The organism is Levilactobacillus suantsaii (assembly GCF_004115745.1).
In the GTDB taxonomy this organism is placed as follows: Bacteria; Bacillota; Bacilli; order Lactobacillales; family Lactobacillaceae; genus Levilactobacillus; species Levilactobacillus suantsaii.
The window spans coordinates 1-19,552 of record NZ_QXIL01000025.1 but is presented as its reverse complement, the minus strand read 5'-3'; the positions used below and the strand labels follow the sequence as shown (position 1 = coordinate 19,552).

Below are 19,552 nucleotides of genomic sequence, written 5' to 3'. Positions count from 1 at the left end.
TTAAGTTAATTATTTAATCCTATTGGATAATTAGGTAGCCGACAATCAGTTGGAGACTCCCCGACAGGACCAAGCGGTAGGGCCCCTTTAAATGGCGTTGTAACCACCAGTGGATCCCGGTGAGGACGATGGCGATGAGACTTTGCCAGGAAAAGGCCAAAATAAGGGTGACCAGAGCGAAACCAATTAGGGCAATGAGCGTGAGGCGCCAGTCGTGCGGCTCAGGAAAGTAGTAGGCCGCGAAAAATGCAAAGTAGCTGGCCACGATGGGGACCAGAGTCAGCAAGAACTGACTAGAGAGGTAATGATTGCGTAAAAAGAACAGGATGACTGGCACCCCTACGCCGGCTAAGCAGCTGAAGACCACCAGACCATAGCCTGATTGGAGGCCTAACTGCGGAATCGTGGTCAAGACTAAAAAGATGCATAGGAGCAAGGCGAAGAGTTGGACCAGGTGGTTGTTCGGGGCGGCCAGGATGCCAAAGGTAGCGGCACCGACGACCAAGAGTGGCCCCAGTGAGGAACTAAACCGGTGGCGCAGAATCAGAAAATAGCCCGCGGCCAATAAAGCGCCGTAGCCCACCAGGCAAAGTTTAACAATCCAAGTTAGGGCGTGACCGGTCGAAGTCGTGGCCCCGGCTAGCCACCAAAGTAGGTTTTGACAAATGGTAAATAGAACAAGTTGTTGGACGGTCCGATTGCGGACTAACGCCGTCAGATAGGTCATGGAATCGCTCCATTTCAGTATAGTTAAAGTTATCTTTTATCATAGTGTTTGTGACCGGTGGGGTCAACGGCAACGGCGAGATTTCGCTGAGTAAACTTTGTGGGTCACCCTGATTTATGGTAAACTACTTAAGTTATGAGTCAATTCCCGATAGGATTCACGCACACGTGAAGCTGCCTTGTAACCAGAACGACGTCGAGATTATCGGTCAACTCGGACGTTCACTATATCTAGGGGGAATATTCCATTGCAAGAAAGACATTTATTTACTTCAGAATCTGTTTCTGAAGGCCATCCAGATAAGATTGCCGATCAGATTAGTGACGCGATTCTGGATGCGTTACTGGCCCAAGATCCCGATTCACGGGTCGCCTGTGAGACTTCGGTCACCACAGGGTTAGTGTTAGTTTTTGGTGAAATTTCGACCAAGGCCTACGTTGATATTCAAAAGGTCGTCCGCGACACCATCAAAGAGATTGGGTACACGGACGGTAAGTACGGCTTCGATGGTGATAACTGTGCCGTCTTAGTCGCGATTGATGAACAATCGCCTGATATTGCGCAGGGGGTCGATGACTCCTTGGAAACACGGGAGGGCGACGCCGATCCGCTGGACCAAATTGGTGCCGGCGACCAGGGCCTGATGTTTGGGTACGCTGTGAATGAGACGCCCCAGTACATGCCCCTGCCGATTACGTTAAGTCACGCCTTGATGCGCCGGATTGCTAAGTTGCGTAAAGACGGGACGATTCCTTACTTACGGCCGGATGCTAAGGCTGAAGTGACGGTTGAATACGACGACAATGACAAGCCCACGCGGGTGGACACGGTCGTTTTGAGTACCCAGCATGATCCCGACGTAACGTTGGACCAGATTCGCCACGACGTGATTGAACAGGTGGTCAAGGCAACGATTCCAGCACAACTGTTGGATGACAAGACCAAATACTTCATCAATCCAACTGGCCGGTTTGTCATCGGAGGTCCCCAAGGGGATGCCGGTTTGACCGGCCGGAAGATCATCGTGGATACTTATGGTGGAGCGGCTCGTCACGGTGGTGGTGCGTTCTCCGGTAAGGATGCCACCAAGGTGGACCGGTCCGCAAGCTATGCCGCCCGGTACATCGCTAAGAACATCGTGGCCGCAGGCTTTGCACAAAAGTGTGAAGTCCAATTAGCCTACGCCATTGGGGTGGCTGAACCCGTCTCCGTGTCCATCGACACTTTCGAGACTGGTACGGTGGCCGAAAGCAAGTTGGCGGCGGCCGTCCGGCAGATTTTTGATCTCCGCCCAGCCGGAATCATTCAGATGTTGGACTTGAAGCGCCCCATCTACAAGCAGACGGCGGCGTATGGTCACTTTGGCCGGACCGACATCGATTTGCCGTGGGAACACCTCGACAAGGTCGACGCGCTGAAAGCGGCTTTGAAATAATTTAAGTGAAGCACAACAGGTAACGGGATTTTCTGCCGAGTGGCGGGAAATCCCGTTTTTCGTTTGCCGCGGAATCTCGGCTAACCTTTCGTGAGATTAAGATTTGATGAAAATCGGCTTGACATTTTTCTCATCAAGATTTAATCTAAAACACATCAATCGCAAACCAAACTTAACGTTGATGGAGACAGTCAGAAAATAGACCTGGAATCAGCGACTCCCGTTTGATGTGAGGGGATCCAGATCTTTTCGTGATGATCACTCCGGAGCAAACTGTGGTGAAAGTAAGTAGCCGCACTGGTCGCACCCATTATCCTGCTAGCGTATCGCCCTGTGGCCGTACGTGAAGAGCGGCGGCCTCATAATGGGCCGCAATGAAGGTGGTACCGCGCGGAAGCGTCCGTAGTCTTAGTGAGAACTGGGCTAAGGGCGCTTTTTGACGTTAAGCCGGCGTTGACGAGCGAGATTAAGGAGGGATTGTCGATGAGCAAACGAATCGTAATGGGACTAATGGGGGTGGCACTCGTGATTAGCGGCTTGGCTGGCTGTGGCAAAACGAGCGAAGCGTCACAGAATAAGGCACTTAACGTGACCATTCCGTCTGAGTTACAAACGGCCGACCCGAATAAGGCGACCGACGCCTATTCGTTTTACATGATGAAACAGACCACGGAAGGCCTGTACCGCCTTAATAATCAAGGGAAAGTGGTGCCAGGAATGGCGACTAAGGTGGTCAAGCCGACCAATCATGGTAAGACTTACACCTTTAATTTGCGGCATAATGCTAAATGGAGTAACGGTGATACCGTGACGGCCCAGGACTTCGTCACGTCCTTCCGCCGGCAGGTTGACCCGACCACTAAGGCGCAATACGCCAACCGCTTCGCTTCATTTTTGAACTACGCCGCCGTGCAGTCAGGGAAGAAACAGCCCTCGGCGTTAGGAGTCAAAGCTTTGGGTCGCTATAAGCTTCAAGTGACGCTGAGTAAGATGAACCCGTCGTTCAATTACGAAGCGGCCACCGAATACTTGCCGGTGAATCGGCGTTTGGTCAAAAAGTACGGGTCGAAGTACGGGACCAACGCTAACCGGGTGGCTGCCAACGGGCCGTATGTTTTGAAAAACTGGAACGGCACGAAGACCAGTTGGCGTTACGTCAAGAACACCAAGTATTACGGGGCTAAGAGCGTAAAACTCAAGCGCATCAACGTCCAGGTAACGAAGGACGCATCGACAGCTGAGAAACTCTTCGCTTCGGGGAAAGTCCAAGAAACGCAAATCAGTGGGACTACTATCGCTGGGGTCGCCAACAACGCCAAGCTGAAGAGCCAGATGCGTAAGACGCTGACCACGGCCGTGACCCTACAGTACTTTAATCCTAAGAGTAAACTCGGCGCTAACGCGGACTTCCGGAAGGCGGCCAATGTGGCTTTGGACCGTGAGCAATTGACCAAGAAAGTCAATCAGGACGGATCGAAGCCGTTACTGAACTTGGTTGCGAAGGGGGTGACCACGGACCCGAACAACGGTAAGGACTTTGCGGTCAGTACCGGGAACTACACCAAACATAACGATGCGTTGGCCAAGCGGTTGTGGGCCAAGGCAAAGAAGGCCCTTGGGGGTGGCTCACAAAGCATTACCTTGCTGACGAACGATTCCGACGGCACCAAGAACGTGGCCGAATACATCCAGAGTCAATGGCAAAAGGATATGCCGGGGCTGACGGTCCACATTACCTCGCTTCCGTTACAGCAACAGATTAGCAGGATGTTCAAGCAGAACTTTGACGTTTCGATGTTTGGCTGGACCGGGGATGAACCAGATCCCACCACGGATTTGGATTTGTTCATGAAGGGCAACTCCATCAACTTCGGAAACTACGTCGACACCAAGTACAACCGGTTGATGACGAAAGCCAGCACCGAGACCAACGCCAAGCAACGAATGACCCTGTTGAAACAAGCGAACCGCCGAGCGATGCAGGTGGGCATCTTCAACCCTATCTACCAGCAGTCCAGTGTCAGCTTGGTCAGCAAGAAGGTTGGGGGGATTCACTACTCAACTTACAGTGTGTCGGCCCAGTACCGCTACGCTTATTGGAAATAGAGAAAGGAAGTTATGATTAAATGTCATCGTTAGCAACTGCCGTGACAGCGGCGTTAGCGGCCGATACCGATCGCCTAGCCGCGTATTTACACCTGCAGACCGTTTCGGCGCAGCATAAACAAATTCCTGAAACGGTTGCCTTCTTAAACCGGGCCTTTCAAGAATTAGGTGCTCAAGTTCAAATCTGGCGCGATGTTCCCGGGAGTAACCCGTTCGTCTTCGCTACTTTTGCGGCCGGCCCGACCGGTAACGCCCACAAAACAGTGCTTTTTTATAACCACTACGACGTCCAACCGCCGGAGCCATTGGCGGAGTGGCAAAGTGACCCGTTCACCTTGACGACACGGAACGGCCAATACGTGGCTCGGGGCATCGCCGACGATAAGGGTGAATTGATGGCCCGGTTATCAGCAATTAAGGCTCTGCAACAAAGTGGTGGCTTGCCGTGTAACTTGAAGTTTGTGGTCGAAGGCGAAGAGGAGATTGGCAGTCCCCATATTCCACAGATGACCCAACAACACGCCGCCGACCTCACCGCCGATGCGTTGATTTGGGAGACCGGGGGCAAAGACACGGCAGATAATTTTCAAGTGACCTGTGGGGCAAAGGGTATCCTGTGTCTCGAACTCAGTGTGACCACGGCCGATAAGGACCTACACTCGTCGCAAGCTGCGTATGCCGATAACGCCGCCTGGCGCTTGACCCAGGCCTTAGCTTCGCTACGAGGGCCACAAAACCAAATCAAAGTCGCCGGGTTTACTCAAGCCATTCGGCCATTAACGAAAACGGAACGGCAGGCCGTGGCGGCGATGCCCCTTGATACGGCTACGCTAAAGGCCGAATTTGGACTAAAACGCCCCCTGATTCACGCTGACCCGGTCACCGAACTGGTCAACGGCACGACCATGACCATCAACGGTTTGTCGAGTGGTTACGAAGGCCCCGGGGTCAAAACGGTGATCCCTAAGACTGCCACGGCCAAGGTTGATTGTCGCTTGGTTCCGGACCAGGACCCGCACGAATTGGCCGATTTAATCACGGCCCAACTCCAGCAAAACGGGTACGGCGACGTCCAAGTTAACGTGCTTTTAGGTGAAGCGCCGTTTCGCTCGGACCTTAGCGCACCGTTCGTGCAGACCGCCGTGGCGGTGGCCCACACCGTGTATGGTGACCAGGTTCGCTTGGTGCCCAACATGGCGGGGACGGGGCCGCAAGCGCCGTTTTTCAAGGCGCTTCACGCGCCACTGATTGCCGTGGGTAGCACTTGGGCCGGGTCGGGGCCCCACGCGCCTAACGAAAACGTGCGAATCGCCGACTATCAACAGGGAACCCTTTACACCGCCAAGTTACTAGCGGCTTTTGGCGCCGAAGCATAAATAAAATTCTGAAAATGGGGCTGGACTTGATTGTCCGGGCCCATTTTTGGCTAGTGGTGGATTGGGACTTGAATTTTTAACCAGAAGCCCGGATAATTAGAAGCGGTTTATAATCGACCTGGGGAGTAGCAACAGGCTACTCAGAAACGTTGAGTGGTTGGGCCAACGCATTGGAGGATTCTCGAATTGAATAAGCAACAAACTAACGTTGGTATCGTCACTGGGGCGGTGTTTGTCGCCACTTTTATGTCCGCCATCGAAGGCACCATCGTTTCGACGGCGATGCCGACCATTGTGGGGGACCTGCACGGCGTAGCGCTGATGAACTGGGTCTTCTCAATCTTTCTGTTGACCAACGCGTTGGCAACCCCGATTTACGGGAAACTGGCCGATACGGTGGGGCGGAAGTCCGTCTTTTTGGTCGGCTTGGCCATTTTTATCATTGGGTCAACGATGTCTGGGTTATCTCAGAATATGGGGACCTTGATTGCTTGGCGGGCCTTACAAGGGATTGGCGCTGGCGCTATCATGCCGGTGTCGTTTACGATTCTGGCGGATATTTACCCGGTCGAAAAGCGGGCCCGAGTCATGGGCCTAAATGGGTCGGCCTGGGGCATTGCCGCCGTGGTGGCCCCGTTATTGGGGGGATTCATCGTCGACCAGATGAGTTGGCACTGGATTTTCTTCATTAACATTCCGATTGGGCTTTTGACTATGGGCCTGATTTGGGCGTTCCTCAACGAAACTACCGAACGCAAGGCCTTTACCATGGACTGGGGCGGGTGCCTCTGGTTATCACTAGGCCTGCTGAGTTTATTACTGACCTTTCAACTGTTGGGGGATGGCCAGTTAGGACTGATCTGGGTCATCGTGGGACTCGTGGTCACAGTCGTGGCCTTTTACCTCTTCTGGCGTCAGGAGAAGCGGACAGCCGACCCGCTGATTCCACTGTCGTTATTTAAGAACCGGACGTTCGTGGTGCAAAACTTGATTGCGGCGTTGGTCAGCGGATTCATCATGGGCTTTGAAGTCTATTTACCGACTTGGACGCAAGGCCTGCTGGGCTTACGCGCTTCGCTAGCCGGCTTTGCGATTACCCCCAGTTCATTGATGTGGATTGTGGGGTCGTTCATCGCGGGTCGCCTAATGGTTGAGCATTCGCCGTACAGTATCGTCAACATCAGTTTGACGTTTGTGCTGGTTGGTGGCTTGGCGATGGCATTGGCACCAGCAACGACGCCGTTTTGGACTTTCTTCGTGATAGCCGCTATCTGTGGGACTGGCTTTGGGATTACCATCACCACCACCACAGTCACTGTGCAAAGTAAGGTCTCTTCAGACGAGGTCGGTGTGGCGACGTCGTTCAACACCTTGTCCCGGACGTTGGGACAAACTATCATGGTCGCCATCTTGGGGATTATCATGAACGTCGCCATGGCTAAGGGAGTCGCGACGCATTCGGCAGCCTCGATGGGGATGATGAACCAACTGATCAACCCACAAACGGCCCAGGACCTTCCGGCTAAGCTCATGCCAATGTTGCATGGTATCCTGTATCAGGGATTGCACGCTATCTTTATCGCTGGCGTCCTCGTGATTGTCATTGCTTACTTAGTCAACGCGTTAGACCGGCATTCAGGGGAACGATCCGCACCCAACGGGGGTAATTAGTCCCGTTTTGACGAAATTTACGTTATAATTAAAGGTAACCGTTATTGGAAGCGAGTGGAGGCGATAGCATGTTTGAAAGTAATCACGCGCGGTATGCCAGCTACGGGACCGTGGCCGTTTTACCGGGAGAAATGATCGATGTTGTTTGGCAAATCATCGACCGGGATCTTCAGGGCCTGTTCCCGCTAGCTAACTTACTCACGTTTAAGCTGCATAATAATCAGGGCCAGACGACCTTCGAATACGTCCAGCAAGGTGACCAAGATGTCGCGCTGCGTGCCGATTTTGATACCCGTTACGCTTATCACCCGAGCTTGCCCGACACGGTCTTAGCTTACGACGATGGTGAAAGCCAGATTATCTTGTTACCTTCAGAAACGGCGGGGCGGGACTAATCCGCTCGGTATAACAACTTAGAATGCAACCTAAAGAGAGGACCGCTTTTACTTTGCCAGACGGCAGCGTAAAAGTGGTCCTCATTTTTAGTCGACCACAAAAAAACCGGGCCAGGCCCGGTTTTGAATGTCGTCAGTTAAATTTAAACGGTCGTGTCGACCCGAATGCTCTTCAAGGCATCGTCGATTTGTCCTAGAACGATGTCGATGTTACCTGGAGTCTCCAGGTCGTATTTTTGCAAGTCAATCTTGATCTTAGGGCTGACGTCGTAATCGTCATACCAGCCCTTGTACGCCGTCCACATCTTTTTGTAGTAGGCTTCCAGCGTGGGGTTGTTGTCGAATTGTTCGTAATCCCGCCCCCGCTTCTTGATGCGGTGGAGGATCGTATCAAAGTCAGCATCGGCGTAAACCAGCAGGTCTGGGGCCTTCTTGGGCAGGTCGTTCAACTCGTTCATCATGTTGTCGAGCAGGTTGAGGTAGACTTCCAATTCGGTATCCGTGATGTTACCTTCCGCGTTGTTTTCCCGCGTGAAGAGGGCGTCTTCGTAGATGGACCGGTCCAAAACGTTGTTGTTATCTGCCAGCGCCCGCTTAATCATGCTAAAGCGCTTGTTGAGAAAGTAGATTTGCAACAAGAACCCGTATTGCTTGGGGTTCTTGTAGTAAAGTGGTAACACTGGGTTATCACCGACCGGTTCGAAAAATGCTTGTGTGTTTAAATGTTCGGCAATTTTGCCTGTAAGCGTCGTTTTACCGACCCCAATCATTCCTGCTGTAATTATCACCATGATAGCCCCTCTTTTATTAGAAATACAAGATATAGTGTACTATAAGTTATTATCTTTGACCAGACCACAACATGTATTGTGGTGAATTTTTGCTAAAATTCTGATGTTCTCCGCTTAAGCAGGGGCGCGACGCTGGTAGCGATTGAGGATCGCGGCCAATTTTGGTCACCGTGTTAGTCACGCAGCGTCGGCCTACTAAACGGGCCTTATTAAGTCTAACCTTTCACGGCACAAAGTCAATATGATTTCGAGGAGAAAAATCAGGAAGGCGATTTCAAGTTTGGCGTCTAGCTGAGAGACTAAAACCGGCTGGACCACCAAAAGATGTGGCCCAGCCGGTTAACGAAAAATTGCGGATGCAAATAATAAATTAGAAATTAAGCGGTGTGGTCAGAACCTTGCCGCCGAGCCTTTTGGTTGACCCGCAAATGCCACAGCAAGAAGCCCACGCCAATAATCAGGGCTAACCAAGACCACACGATTAAATCAGCGTAGAAGCCCACGTCGGCCAAGCCGATGATCCAGGCTAAGATCAACATGATGCAGGTGGCAATGTCGCCGCTTAAACGCACGGATTTACGGGTGGCCAAGTAGACGATACCGCTGGCCAGGTAGAAGACGGCAACCATTAAGCCCGCTGAACCGGATGAATGGTTCCCGGCCGCCAAGGCGTCACCAATCCCCACAATTGATGATTGAACCAAAATAAAGACGGACAATAAAATCATTAAAATTCCCATGACTAACTTTGTTGTTTTCAAAAAAACAACCTCCTCTGGTAATCCAGCTTTTAACGTCTGCAGGTTTAGACGGGCCCCGGAAATGGACGGCCCGGTGAAAGGGCGTGACGCCGCTCACCGGGCCTTACTTACATTTTGTAACTGCTTTATAAATTATTCAATACTTTTTTGAAAGAATAGTTTTTCTTTCATTTATTTAACGATATTTGTAAAAATCAAAGTAACTTACAATGCAGAGCACGATGTGTTGGTAAGGGGGCCGGCTTGGCTCTACTGAGATAATATTGAAGTTTCACCAAGTGTTGTATAATGAAAGCGTTGACTACTTTTGATTTGGAGGGAATTTAATGGAGCGAGCAGTTGTTTTTTTCGACTTGGATGGCACACTCTTTGATGAAGAGAAGAATGTCCTGCCAAGTAGTATTGCCGCAATTAAACAAATGAAGACGCAAAACGTCTTACCGGTCATCGCGACGGGCCGGAATATCTTTGAAATTCAATATGTCTTGGACGCCACGGGCATCGATGACGTGGTCAGTGCTAACGGCAGTTATGTCCAGTATCAGGGCAAAAAGCTTTCCGCAGCGGTGATTCCCCAAAAGACGCTGACGGCGATTACTGCCTTTGCCAAAGAGCAGGGTGATCCACTGGGCTACTTTAACAACCGCGGCTTTCGGTTGAGCCAGGCGACAGATGACACGCGGGAGAACTTTAAACTCTTACGGTTGAATGCCGTGGTCGACCCAGAATGGTACCAGACCCAAGACATTAACTTTCTAAACGTCTTTAACCGCGATAAGGTCAAGTTGTACCAGCAACACTTTGCGGGTCAGTTGAGCTTCGTCCGGAACAATCCGCGGGCCCTCGATACCATGGTGACGGGCGTGAACAAGCAGACCGGGATTCGGACCTTCTTACGGGAAGCCCACCTGGAAGATGCCAAGACCTATGCCTTTGGCGATGGCTTGAACGACTTGCAGATGTTCGATGAGGTCGATGTGCCGATTTCGATGGGTAACGGGGTCGCCCGGGCCAAGGAAAAGGCCGCTTATGTGACGGCAACGAACCTGGAAGACGGCATCGTCAAAGGGCTACGGCACTTTGATTTGATTGCCGATTAGGGTTGATGATTATCTCGGACTAAAAAAGCGAGTTTCCCAAGATTTGCTGTCTTGGGAAACTCGCTTTTGGTCGTAATCAGCTAAAAGTTTAATCTAAATGTTGTTGGATATTTGCCAAAGTAACCTGAGCCGTATCGGCAAAGACCATGTCGGCGGCACTCAGTTCACTGGCGTCACCGATGCCCAGTGACGTTTCGCCGGCTGCGTTGATGGCTTGGACCCCAGCGGCCGCATCCTCCAGACCGATGCATTGCGCCGGGTCTAAGTTCAAGAGTTGGGCCCCCTTGGTGTAGATTTCAGGATCCGGCTTGCCGTGGGTCAGGCTGGCCGGGTCGACGATTTCTGGGAAGTAGTCAGTTAATCCCAGTTTATCTAAGACCCGGGGGGCGTTCTTAGAGGCAGAGGCCAGGGACAATTTGTAGCCCTTGGCGCGGAGGTCATCCAAGAAAGCTTGCATGCCCGGTAAGATGTTGGCGGGAGTCATCTTGTCGACTTCGGCCACGTAGTTAGTGTTTTTCTTAGTCGCCAAAGCTTCTTTTTGGGCGGGCGTGTAGTTGTTTTCAATCCGGCCCGCTTTTAGGATCATTTCCAGAGAATCCATGCGGCTAATGCCCTTCAAGCCATCGGCCAATTCCTTGGTCCAGGTGACTCGCAGGTCGTTGGCCAGTTGGTGCCAAGCGTTGCCGTGCAGGACGGAGGTGTCGGTGATGACCCCGTCTAAGTCGAAAACGAACCCTTTGATATCTGCAAATTTAGTCATAATCAAACACTCCTTAACGGTTTAGTAGGTAATTTTGACGGGCTTCTTGGCGGTCAACGTGACCGGCTTGCCCAAAATGTCGATGGTACTGTTCTGGTCGGCCGTCACTTGAATCTGGTGGTGGTCGATGGTGAAGTCGTAGGTGATGCCGCGAACGAGTTGCTTAAAGTGCAACGCTTGCCAAGCCTGCGGCAGCCGCGGATTGACGGTCAACTGCGGGGCCAAAACGTCGACACCGGCATAGTAACGCGTGGACATCAGGGTCACGGCGCCCATGACACCTAAGTGAATGCCTTCGGCCGTGGTCCCGCCCTGGATATCGTAGTAGTCGGAGAACAGGGCTTGTGAGAACAGGCGCCAGGATTGGTCCATTTGGCCGGCCATGGCGGTCAACGCGGCGTAAACGATCCGCGACAGCGTCGACCCGTGGGTGGTGCGGTCCAAATAGAATTGTAGGTTACGACTCAACGCTCGTGGTGGCAGATGATAACCCAGTTGTTTGAGCAGGCCCAAGACTTGGGTGGCGTCCAGGTTGTAGAAGACCATCAGCGCATCGGCTTGCTTAGCAACCTGATAAGCGTCCGGGGTCTTACCCTCGGCCTTTAAAATCCGGTCCATCCGGGCGATGTCACCGTATTTCTTGTGGTACTTGGCAAAGTCTAGAGCGGGCAATTTGAAGTAGCCTTCGAACTGGCCGATGATGCCCTCATCGTTAATATCGAGCTTGAGGTGTTGGCCGACTTGTTCAAGTTGCTTGAGGGTCGCCGCAGTAAAGTCGGTCTTTTGGTCGATCTTGGCGACGTCTTTGGCGGCTAACGCTTCACGGGAACGTACGATTTGCTGGAATAACCAGGCCACCATGAGATTGGTGTAGGCATTGTTGGCCAGCCCGGTCGTGTCGGCATTCGGGTAATTTTCGTGAAATTCGTCGGGGCCCATGACCTGGTCGATGGTGTAACGATGGTCCTGGTCGTCGAGCTTGGCTTTACTGAGCCAGAACTGGGCGATTTCTTGCAGCATCTCCAAGCCATAACGAGTCATGAAGTCTTGGTCGTTGGTCAAACGGACGTACATGATGACATTGTACGCGATGGCTAACGACACGTGACGTTGTAACGACGAGTAATCGGGGTCCCAGGTGTTGGTCAATGGGTTTAAATGGGTGACTTGTGACTGTTCGTCACCTTTCTCCCCGGATTGCCACGGGTACATGGCGCCCTTGAAGCCGGCATCCTTGGCGTTTTGCTTGGCGGCAGGCAACCGGCGGTAACGATACATCAGCAGTTGCCGGGCCAGTTGGGGGTCGTGTAAGGTGTAAATCGGTAAATCGAACATTTCATCCCAGAAGACGTGCCCCCGGTAGGCTTCCCCGTCTAGCCCGCGGGCGTTGACGGAAGCATCGATCTTGCCGGAACCGATGGCTTGGACGGCCGAGAACAGGTGATACAGGTTAACCCGCGTTAATTTTTGTGCGGTGATGTCGCCTGTGATCTGGATATCGGCGCCGGCCCAGCGTTTTTGCCAGTAAGCCGTACTCGATGCGAGGGTGTCGGCGAAAGTCGCGGCTTGAAGTTCTTTAGTGGCCGTGGGCATCAAGTCCGTCTTGGTTTCACGGTCGGTGAAGAAGACCACGTTTTTTTCAAAGGTGTAGGTCTGTTGCGGTGTCACATCGACCGAGCGCATCTGCCGGACACGCTGTTCGGCGTCGGGGCGGTCGTCCGTTGGGGCGGTCAAGGCTTCCCCAGGACCCGTCAAGTGGGAACCAAACGCGAACTTGACCTTGGACGAGCGGGTCTCGCCTTCCAGGTAGACGCTATCGGGTTGTTGGGCAGTCCCGGTGACCCGAATATGGCGTTGGTCGAAGGCCGAATAGCGGTCGACGTTGGCATTGATAACGCTACCATCGATTTCGGAATAGAGTTGGAGACTCCCGGCAAAGTTGAGGGGGGTCACCTGATAGCGAATCGATAGTCGGTGCCAATCTTTAAAGTTGGCGAGCTTGGTCGTTTGGATGCGCAGCGCGTGACCGGTCGACAGCTGGACCAGCAACGTCGTGGTCAATGCCCCGGTATGTAAGTCGAGGCTGCGATAGATATCCTGGATGTCACTAGCTTTGATTTGGAAGGGATTTTGATGATCCACGCCAAAGGTCAACGCCTGCGCGTTCGGCAAATTGACTAAATCTTCGTTGGTGACTTGTCGACCGTTTAAATTGGTAGTCAATTGGTCATAGAGGCCGGCGGTGTACATGCCGGGGTAGTTATCTTTATCGGCGTGGGCTTCGGTATACGCGCCGCGGACGCCGAAGAATCCGTTACCCACCGTCAGCATGGCTTCTTGACCGTAGTTACGCTTGCCCTGGTATTGGCCGTAGTAGTCTAGATGCCAAGTCAGGTAGTCGCGCTTGGTGGCCAGGGCCTGGGTCAAGCCGTGTTGGTCGACGGCTTGTTGGCTGACCACGGGGATGTTGAGCATGTTGGTGATGGCGAGGCCAATGTCGATGCGTTGGTGATTGATCCCCACGACCGTATCCGAGAACGGGTAACTTAGGGCGTTATCCACCACAGCGGCGTCGACGTCAAGACCGATTATCTTGAGCCGGAGGTTTTCCAAATTTTCGCCGATGGTCTGCTCGGCGTTATACGCAATGTTGAATTGGCGAGTGGGCGTGGCAGCCCGCTCGGGAGCGTAACTGACTTGTAACGCATCGTCTAAAACGTGAAGTGTAATAATTTTCAAAATCAAATCGTCTTCCTTTCTGTGTAGTATCGTCCGTCTATCCACTTTCAATTTTAGGCGTACCCTGGAAAAATGACAATTAATTCCTTAATATCCGGTAAAATTAACGGCCATTATAAATCCTTTTATAGCAAGGTTGCAACCGATTGCAGGCTATGAAACGGAAAGGCCCCGGGTGATTAGCAATTGTGTTAAGCACTCGGGGCCACAACCCGCATGGTGTTCAGCTTTTAATTGACAACGTTTAGTGGCGCGTCGCCACGTTCGACGCGGACCACGTTATCGGCCACGATTTGGGCATCGCGTCGCGAGCTTCGACCGTTGCGTTCCCCACGTGTGGGGTAATGACGACGTTCTTTAGCGCTTTAAACCCGTCGTCAACTTGCGGTTCGGCTTCGTAAACATCGAGGGCCGCTCCCGCTAACTCGTTATTTTGTAGCGCCTTTAAGAGGGCGGCTTCGTCGATAATGGGCCCCCGAGCGGCGTTGATCAAATAAGCGGTGTCTTTCATGGCGGCGAAGGATTCAGCCGTCAACAGGTGGTGGGTCTCCGGCGTCAACGGGGCGTGGATGGTCAACACGTCACTACGCTTGATGACGTCGTCGAGTGGCAGGTAAGTGGCATTTAACGCCTGGGCCTGGTCGTTTGGTAAAGGCTTGCGTTGGTAGTACACGATGTCCATGTCAAAGGCAGCCAACCGCTTAGCCACGGCCTGACCGATTTGGCCCATGCCGATGATGCCTAAAGTTTTGCCGGCCAGTTGGTGTCCTAAGAAGAAGAGGGGGGCCCAACCGTCAAAGCCACTGGTCCGCATCAACTGGTCACCTTCGACCAGCCGGTGGGTCACCGCGAGGATCAAGCCCACGGCAACTTCGGCCGTCGACGTGGTGGAGACCTTCGGGGTGTTGGTGACGGGGATGTTCTTTTGACGCGCGTAGGCCACGTCGATGTTGTTGAAGCCAGCCCCATAGTTGGCGATGAGCTTCAAATCGGGGTCGGCATCAATGATGGTTTGGTCGACCTGCGTGGACAAGGGGGTAATCAGATAATCCTGTCCGACGATGCGTTTCTCTAATTCAGCCGGGGTGATTAACCCGCTCCCGGTATAGGTATCGACGGTCAATCCAGCCTGCTGCAGGATAGTTTGGGCTGCTTTGGGGATGGGGGCCGTCACAAGAACTTTGGCCATATGGGTCACTCCTTTGAAAGTTGGTTCATCTTCATTGTAACCGCTCACAGTAAAAATGCCAACGGGAAGTGACGCCAAAAGTGGGGCTGGCTTGCCCGCAAAAACTAAGGTACACTTTAAGCTGAATGAGATTAGAGAGGAGTTGCCCGCGGTGAAAATACTAGCGGCGAGTTTGATTACGGTGATCCCGGCTGGGCTGATTGGGGTGATCGTGTGGGTGATTCTAGCGCTACACCTGACTGGCTGGGTTCTGTGGAGTGTGGCCTTGGTTGGTTTGGTGCTGGGCACGCTGGTGAGTCTGGGCCTGTGGTGGGTCCTGTGGCCCCGGCCAGTGCCTGATGATCTGCGCGACGATGACGACCCTGATTCCCAAAATTAGCATAAAAAAAAGCCATTACGATAAGTCGCAATGGCCAAAGAGTAAGGTTACAACATAATTGGGGGATTATGTTGTAAAAAAATTTCATCTACTTTGGGGGAGTAAAATGAAATCTGTCTGTTGAATGAGGACAGAATCCTCACGCGTGAGCTGAAGGTTGGTTCAATCTCACCCGCAACTCTATAGTACCGCATCTTTATAAAAAAATCTATAATTAGCGTAAGATTTCTTAACGATTTCAGAAAGTGAGATGACCGTCGTGCCACAACCACGACCCGTGACCCGGACGCAAAGTTTTGCGTGGGTTTTGATATTATTGATTTTAACTAGTGTGATTCAATTGCCGTTGACCCGCATCACCAACCAGATAACGGGAGCGACCCTCGGTTGGGCGGGACTCTATCTGGTCGGTTTCGCCGTCACTGTAGGGTTGGCCAGTTGGCAGTACCATCGCATCCACCGGGGGTATCAACGGCTGACCCGTCATGATTGGGGGCTGATGGTGGCCGGGTATTTGTTCGTTTTAGTGCTGGAACAGCTTCTGACCTGGATCAACCGGGTCTGGTTTCACCAAGTTAGTACAGCGAACAATCAAGCCATTGCCCAGCTGTTGAGTCGAGGCTGGCTGGTAACGGTTTTGCTAAGTGTGACGGCGATTGGTGTTTCTCCATTTTTGGAGGAGTATCTGTTCCGGGGGCTGTTGATTGACGGGTGCTTGCGGGATCTGTCCTTTTGGCCGCCCATTCTCATCAGTGGTATCTTCTTTGCGCTGGTCCATGCCAATTCAACGTTGGCCAGCTGGCTGATTTACGCCATCATGGGGGGCACGTTCGCCTACATTTACCGGCGAACGGGGAAGCTACAAAGTACCATTATCTTGCACGCCTTTAATAACCTCCTAGCCATGGGCATCATGTGGACTGGGTTGCACTAGAGTAGGGATTACGACACGTAAAAAAGCTTCCAGATTTTAATATCCGGAAGCTTTTTTAGCCAGCGCGTACGGTTACTGAACGTTGACTTTTTTATCGATCAGACGTTGGCGACTGACTTCATCTAACTGGTTTTTAACGGCAACTAGGTCGGTCATCAGGGCTTGGATTTCCTGGTCCGACATGCCTAGTAACGTTTGGCATTGCCCGATGCGTTGGTAGACCTCATCGCGCTTGGCCGTGGCCATCGCGGTTAAATGGATCATGACTTGGCGTTCGTCGGTGCGACTACGCATCCGCGTAACCCAGCCTTGTTTTTCAAGCCGCTTGAGTAGGGGCGTCAAGGTCCCACTATCTAATTCTAACCGCTGCCCTAATTGATGCACAGTCAAAGGCGCATCTTCCCAGAGCGCGAGCATCGCGATGTATTGAGGGTACGTTAACTTAAACGGGGCCAATGCACTTTGATAGAAGTGGTTAAACTTCTTGCTAGCGGAGTAAATGGAAAAACACAGTTGTTCGTCCAGTAATACCGGTGTGACTTCGGACATGTCCGCGGCCTCCTTTCCTTCATCTCAAATAGTATTGTATACAATTTAATTGTTATTAGCAAGGGGAAATGCTCCGTGATTTTCACAAGCTGGAGACTCAAAGTTATCAAACTTTAACATTAAACTTATTATAACACGTGGCAATACGTGAGGTAACACGTGATTCGGGGTGTGGGTGGTTTAACCTAAAAAACATCTGGTGAACAATCATTGGGTTGCACCAGGAGGCGGGAATGGTTTTTAATTTGCGTCTAGGGAGGACAAGTAAGACTTAATTTAAAAGTTAGGCCAAGGGGTGGGCTACGGAAGATGCCAGTTCTAAGGGCATAATGCTTTCCAGGTCATGAGTTGATTCGGATCCCTTGGGAGTTTAGACTCCTGGGGAGGAAGAGGGGCACGACTTTAAGTTAAATTGAACACTTTACCGGTGCTGTGATGGGGAAAGGTCAGAAGTTTTTTTTTGCCATTTCACTAATCACTCGATTAATTCATAGGGTGGAATAAATTCGTTAAACTTTTTTTGGCTAACGATGAAAAATGAGCCTATTTCGTTGCTTGCCACAAAACGTTGTTTGCGCAACCCACGTGCTTTATACTGAGGCTATCAAGGAAGTGATGACATGGTGCGGTGGGTCCCGTTTGGCCTGGTGAGTTTAGTCTGGTTGGTCTTGATTGGTCGCCGGTTACGGCAGCGCCGTTTTTGGCGCGCTGGGTGGTGGTTAGGGTGCTGGGCCCTGAGTGCTTTGACCTGGACGCCGGTAGCCCTGTCGTTTGGGTCGGCTATGCAGTTAGGGCAGCTCCCCACGCACTGGTGGGCTAACGGGGTGTGGGTCGTGCGGCCGTTTGCACCGGGGGACCTGGACGCGTCGTTTTGGCTCAATATCGTAATGACCGTTCCCCAGGGTGCGTTACTGGCCATTAACTGGCCCCAATTACGTTGGTCTCAGTGGGTTTACGTGGGCCTAGCTGTTGGACTGACGTTAGAAAGCGGCCAGGCCTTAGGGAACGCGCTGGTAAGCTTAGGCCGCTGGGTGGACATCAACGATATCTTAACGAATGGGCTCGGCGTGGTGCTGGGTGCGTTAGCGGTGACGGGGTATCGCCACTGGCGAACACGGCTAGGATAGCTTGAGTAAAACAAGTATTGTTGTTTGACAGGTCGGAACGGATAGGTCACTATTAATGTAATGAAGGTTTGAAACGGGGGGTATGAACATGTTTATGACAACGGGGGGCTTAAATCGCTCCCATATGATTCAGGGTATCTTGACGGCGACGGCCCATGATATGTTGCGGTCGGAAAAACCAGATGATTTTGACCGGTTCGAGCCATTGTTTGATCAGGTCAAGCAGGACCTGTTGCAGCAGGCCCAAACGGCAGGGGCCGATGGGCTGATTGAAGTCCGCTTTAATACCGAGGTCGTGCGGATGAATGTGGCTCCCAAATTTCTGGTGGTCCACGGTTATGGCACGGCAATTAAATTTCCTCAGGAAAAAAAGTAAAAAAGGGGTTCCCTTTTTTAACCAGATAGTGTAAGATATTATCTGTTGTTACGAAATGCCCCGATGGCGGAACTGGCAGACGCGCAGCGTTCAGGTCGCTGTTTGGGTGACCAAGTACAGGTTCGAATCCTGCTCGGGGCATAACTTCCACAACGGAAGCAGTACATAACTGCTTGAGAGACGTCTAGCGATAGACGTCTTTTATTTTGCGCTAAATTAAGGCGAGCAGAAGGTAACGGGACGAATCTGGGGGATAAGTCCCAGACCCTCTAAACATAAAAATTGGTCCTAGAAATCATATGGTGGTTTCTGGGACCAATTTTTGAGTTGCGTTTGTCATTATACCAGTGATACATTTTTCCGCTCTGCCACGATATCACTCATTACGACAAACCAAGCCGGCAACCTGGCGTATGTCGAGGCCGGCAAAATTGTTCATGGTAAACTACTTTAAACGAAACTCGGTATAGGCTGACAATGTGCGCCATATATCTTATTTGTTAACTCTAAATACTAAGAGGCTTAAAATCCAACAAAACACTCATAAATAGGAGCTATGCATAGGAGTTTCCTTCATTTTAAGATATAACTATGGCATCCAGTGAGGACGATGTATTTTGGACGCACGTATGGGAGCACAATTCATCTTACTTTGTGTCAATAGTAGTTATTTTAATTTAGCAGTATGCCTTGAGGCTTGTGGGAGCCTTGCGCAAGCAATCATTTTAAATAATCCTCAGAATAATTTAGCTAATCGGCCAGTAATTCCAAGAGCTTGAAAAAGAATGGGCAGCAAAGATAGAAGGCAAATGGTTACCAATTTATGGTGTGATGACTATCGATGAAACGAGGTAATGTGAGATGTCAACCTATATAAATAAACGAATGTTTGCGTTAGCGGTGCTATTTAGTTTGCTGGCCGGATTAGAGATGCCATTTAATACTTTTTCATACTCATTTGTATTTTATTTAATTCAAAATAAGAGGATTAGCCTAATTGTGCCAGCTATACTTTTGGTCGGGGAGTGTCAAGAAGTTTGTGTAAATAACAAGAAGACTTCTTCGTATCATTTTGTCTAGCTTAAAACATTGATTCTAAAGTATCTTGGCACTGCTTGAAGCCATTATGAGCTCTGC

16 protein-coding genes, 1 tRNA gene, 1 pseudogene and 1 riboswitch are annotated in these 19,552 nt (G+C 51.4%); of the genes and pseudogenes, 11 read left to right on the top strand and 7 right to left on the bottom strand.

The window, feature by feature from the left end:
* Nucleotides 1–19: 19 nt before the first annotated feature.
* Complete coding sequence (locus DXH47_RS09850; protein WP_129033162.1) at nucleotides 20–727, bottom strand: hypothetical protein; 708 nt, start codon at nucleotides 725–727, stop codon at nucleotides 20–22.
* Nucleotides 728–855: 128 nt separating this feature from the next.
* Nucleotides 856–976, top strand: a riboswitch (SMK box riboswitch).
* On the opposite strand from DXH47_RS09850, the gene metK reads away from it, so the two are divergent.
* From metK to DXH47_RS09825, 5 genes are all read left to right on the top strand, one after another.
* A complete protein-coding gene (gene metK, locus DXH47_RS09845) occupies nucleotides 975–2,162 on the top strand; it encodes a methionine adenosyltransferase (RefSeq protein WP_129033161.1) in 1,188 nt (395 codons plus the stop codon). (Overlaps the previous riboswitch by 2 nt.)
* A 483-nt stretch (nucleotides 2,163–2,645) precedes the next feature.
* Complete coding sequence (locus tag DXH47_RS09840; RefSeq protein WP_129033160.1) at nucleotides 2,646–4,268, top strand: peptide ABC transporter substrate-binding protein; 1,623 nt, start codon at nucleotides 2,646–2,648, stop codon at nucleotides 4,266–4,268.
* A gap of 20 nt (nucleotides 4,269–4,288) precedes the next feature.
* The gene (locus tag DXH47_RS09835) at nucleotides 4,289–5,644 is read left to right on the top strand and encodes a M20/M25/M40 family metallo-hydrolase (protein ID WP_129033159.1); all 1,356 of its coding nucleotides are present in this window, start codon (nucleotides 4,289–4,291) and stop codon (nucleotides 5,642–5,644) included.
* 186 nt (nucleotides 5,645–5,830) lie between these two features.
* Entirely contained in the window at nucleotides 5,831–7,315 is a 1,485-nt protein-coding gene (locus DXH47_RS09830; RefSeq protein WP_129033158.1) for an MDR family MFS transporter, read from the top strand.
* A 68-nt stretch (nucleotides 7,316–7,383) separates the two neighbouring features.
* On the top strand, nucleotides 7,384–7,710 hold the full coding sequence (locus DXH47_RS09825) for a DUF960 domain-containing protein (protein ID WP_129033157.1): 327 nt from the start codon (nucleotides 7,384–7,386) through the stop codon (nucleotides 7,708–7,710).
* A 143-nt stretch (nucleotides 7,711–7,853) separates the two neighbouring features.
* Here the strand turns inward: DXH47_RS09825 and DXH47_RS09820 are convergent, their stop codons facing one another.
* Together DXH47_RS09820 and DXH47_RS09815 are read right to left on the bottom strand one after the other, a co-directional pair.
* Entirely contained in the window at nucleotides 7,854–8,501 is a 648-nt protein-coding gene (locus tag DXH47_RS09820; RefSeq protein WP_129033156.1) for a deoxynucleoside kinase, read from the bottom strand.
* Nucleotides 8,502–8,878: 377 nt separating this feature from the next.
* Nucleotides 8,879–9,262: a hypothetical protein gene (locus DXH47_RS09815; RefSeq protein ID WP_129033155.1), complete on the bottom strand. Its 384-nt coding sequence runs from the start codon at nucleotides 9,260–9,262 to the stop codon at nucleotides 8,879–8,881.
* A 326-nt stretch (nucleotides 9,263–9,588) separates the two neighbouring features.
* Between DXH47_RS09815 and DXH47_RS09810 the strand changes: the two genes are divergently transcribed.
* Nucleotides 9,589–10,362 (top strand): Cof-type HAD-IIB family hydrolase, encoded by a 774-nt coding sequence (locus DXH47_RS09810; RefSeq protein WP_129033154.1) that lies wholly within the window; start codon nucleotides 9,589–9,591, stop codon nucleotides 10,360–10,362.
* 88 nt (nucleotides 10,363–10,450) lie between these two features.
* Here the strand turns inward: DXH47_RS09810 and pgmB are convergent, their stop codons facing one another.
* From pgmB to DXH47_RS09795, 3 genes and pseudogenes are all read right to left on the bottom strand, one after another.
* Nucleotides 10,451–11,122, bottom strand: coding sequence for a beta-phosphoglucomutase (pgmB, locus tag DXH47_RS09805; RefSeq protein WP_129033153.1), 672 nt, complete (start codon nucleotides 11,120–11,122; stop codon nucleotides 10,451–10,453).
* Between the two features lie 21 nt (nucleotides 11,123–11,143).
* Entirely contained in the window at nucleotides 11,144–13,861 is a 2,718-nt protein-coding gene (locus DXH47_RS09800) for a glycoside hydrolase family 65 protein (protein WP_129033152.1), read from the bottom strand.
* 230 nt (nucleotides 13,862–14,091) lie between these two features.
* A pseudogene (locus tag DXH47_RS09795) lies at nucleotides 14,092–15,050 on the bottom strand (2-hydroxyacid dehydrogenase family protein).
* A gap of 151 nt (nucleotides 15,051–15,201) precedes the next feature.
* Between DXH47_RS09795 and DXH47_RS09790 the strand changes: the two are divergent.
* Both DXH47_RS09790 and DXH47_RS09785 read left to right on the top strand, forming a co-directional pair.
* Nucleotides 15,202–15,429 (top strand): hypothetical protein, encoded by a 228-nt coding sequence (locus DXH47_RS09790; protein ID WP_129033151.1) that lies wholly within the window; start codon nucleotides 15,202–15,204, stop codon nucleotides 15,427–15,429.
* Nucleotides 15,430–15,688: 259 nt separating this feature from the next.
* A complete protein-coding gene (locus DXH47_RS09785; RefSeq protein ID WP_225423563.1) occupies nucleotides 15,689–16,363 on the top strand; it encodes a CPBP family intramembrane glutamic endopeptidase in 675 nt (224 codons plus the stop codon).
* Nucleotides 16,364–16,435: 72 nt separating this feature from the next.
* Here DXH47_RS09785 and DXH47_RS09780 read toward each other — a convergent pair whose 3' ends face one another.
* Nucleotides 16,436–16,912, bottom strand: coding sequence for a MarR family winged helix-turn-helix transcriptional regulator (locus tag DXH47_RS09780; RefSeq protein WP_129033149.1), 477 nt, complete (start codon nucleotides 16,910–16,912; stop codon nucleotides 16,436–16,438).
* 620 nt (nucleotides 16,913–17,532) lie between these two features.
* Here DXH47_RS09780 and DXH47_RS09775 point away from each other — a divergent pair.
* The 3 genes from DXH47_RS09775 (at nucleotide 17,533) to DXH47_RS09765 (ending at nucleotide 18,556) form a co-directional block, all read left to right on the top strand.
* Nucleotides 17,533–18,039 carry a VanZ family protein gene (locus DXH47_RS09775; RefSeq protein WP_129033148.1) on the top strand — a complete coding sequence of 169 codons (507 nt, stop codon included), beginning with the start codon at nucleotides 17,533–17,535 and terminating at the stop codon, nucleotides 18,037–18,039.
* Between the two features lie 88 nt (nucleotides 18,040–18,127).
* A complete protein-coding gene (locus DXH47_RS09770) occupies nucleotides 18,128–18,415 on the top strand; it encodes a heavy metal-binding domain-containing protein (RefSeq protein WP_129033147.1) in 288 nt (95 codons plus the stop codon).
* A gap of 57 nt (nucleotides 18,416–18,472) precedes the next feature.
* A tRNA-Leu gene (locus DXH47_RS09765) sits at nucleotides 18,473–18,556 on the top strand.
* The last annotated feature ends 996 nt before the right edge of the window (nucleotides 18,557–19,552 follow it).

Coding starts and splice junctions, on each gene's coding strand:
- DXH47_RS09775 (WP_129033148.1), top strand. CDS start 17,533: ATGGTGCGGTGGGTCCCGTTTGGCCTGGTGAGTTTAGTCTGGTTGGTC.
- DXH47_RS09825 (WP_129033157.1), top strand. CDS start 7,384: ATGTTTGAAAGTAATCACGCGCGGTATGCCAGCTACGGGACCGTGGCC.
- DXH47_RS09770 (WP_129033147.1), top strand. CDS start 18,128: ATGTTTATGACAACGGGGGGCTTAAATCGCTCCCATATGATTCAGGGT.
- pgmB (WP_129033153.1), bottom strand. CDS start 11,122: ATGACTAAATTTGCAGATATCAAAGGGTTCGTTTTCGACTTAGACGGG.
- DXH47_RS09820 (WP_129033156.1), bottom strand. CDS start 8,501: ATGGTGATAATTACAGCAGGAATGATTGGGGTCGGTAAAACGACGCTT.
- DXH47_RS09810 (WP_129033154.1), top strand. CDS start 9,589: ATGGAGCGAGCAGTTGTTTTTTTCGACTTGGATGGCACACTCTTTGAT.
- DXH47_RS09850 (WP_129033162.1), bottom strand. CDS start 727: ATGACCTATCTGACGGCGTTAGTCCGCAATCGGACCGTCCAACAACTT.
- DXH47_RS09780 (WP_129033149.1), bottom strand. CDS start 16,912: ATGTCCGAAGTCACACCGGTATTACTGGACGAACAACTGTGTTTTTCC.
- DXH47_RS09835 (WP_129033159.1), top strand. CDS start 4,289: ATGTCATCGTTAGCAACTGCCGTGACAGCGGCGTTAGCGGCCGATACC.
- DXH47_RS09840 (WP_129033160.1), top strand. CDS start 2,646: ATGAGCAAACGAATCGTAATGGGACTAATGGGGGTGGCACTCGTGATT.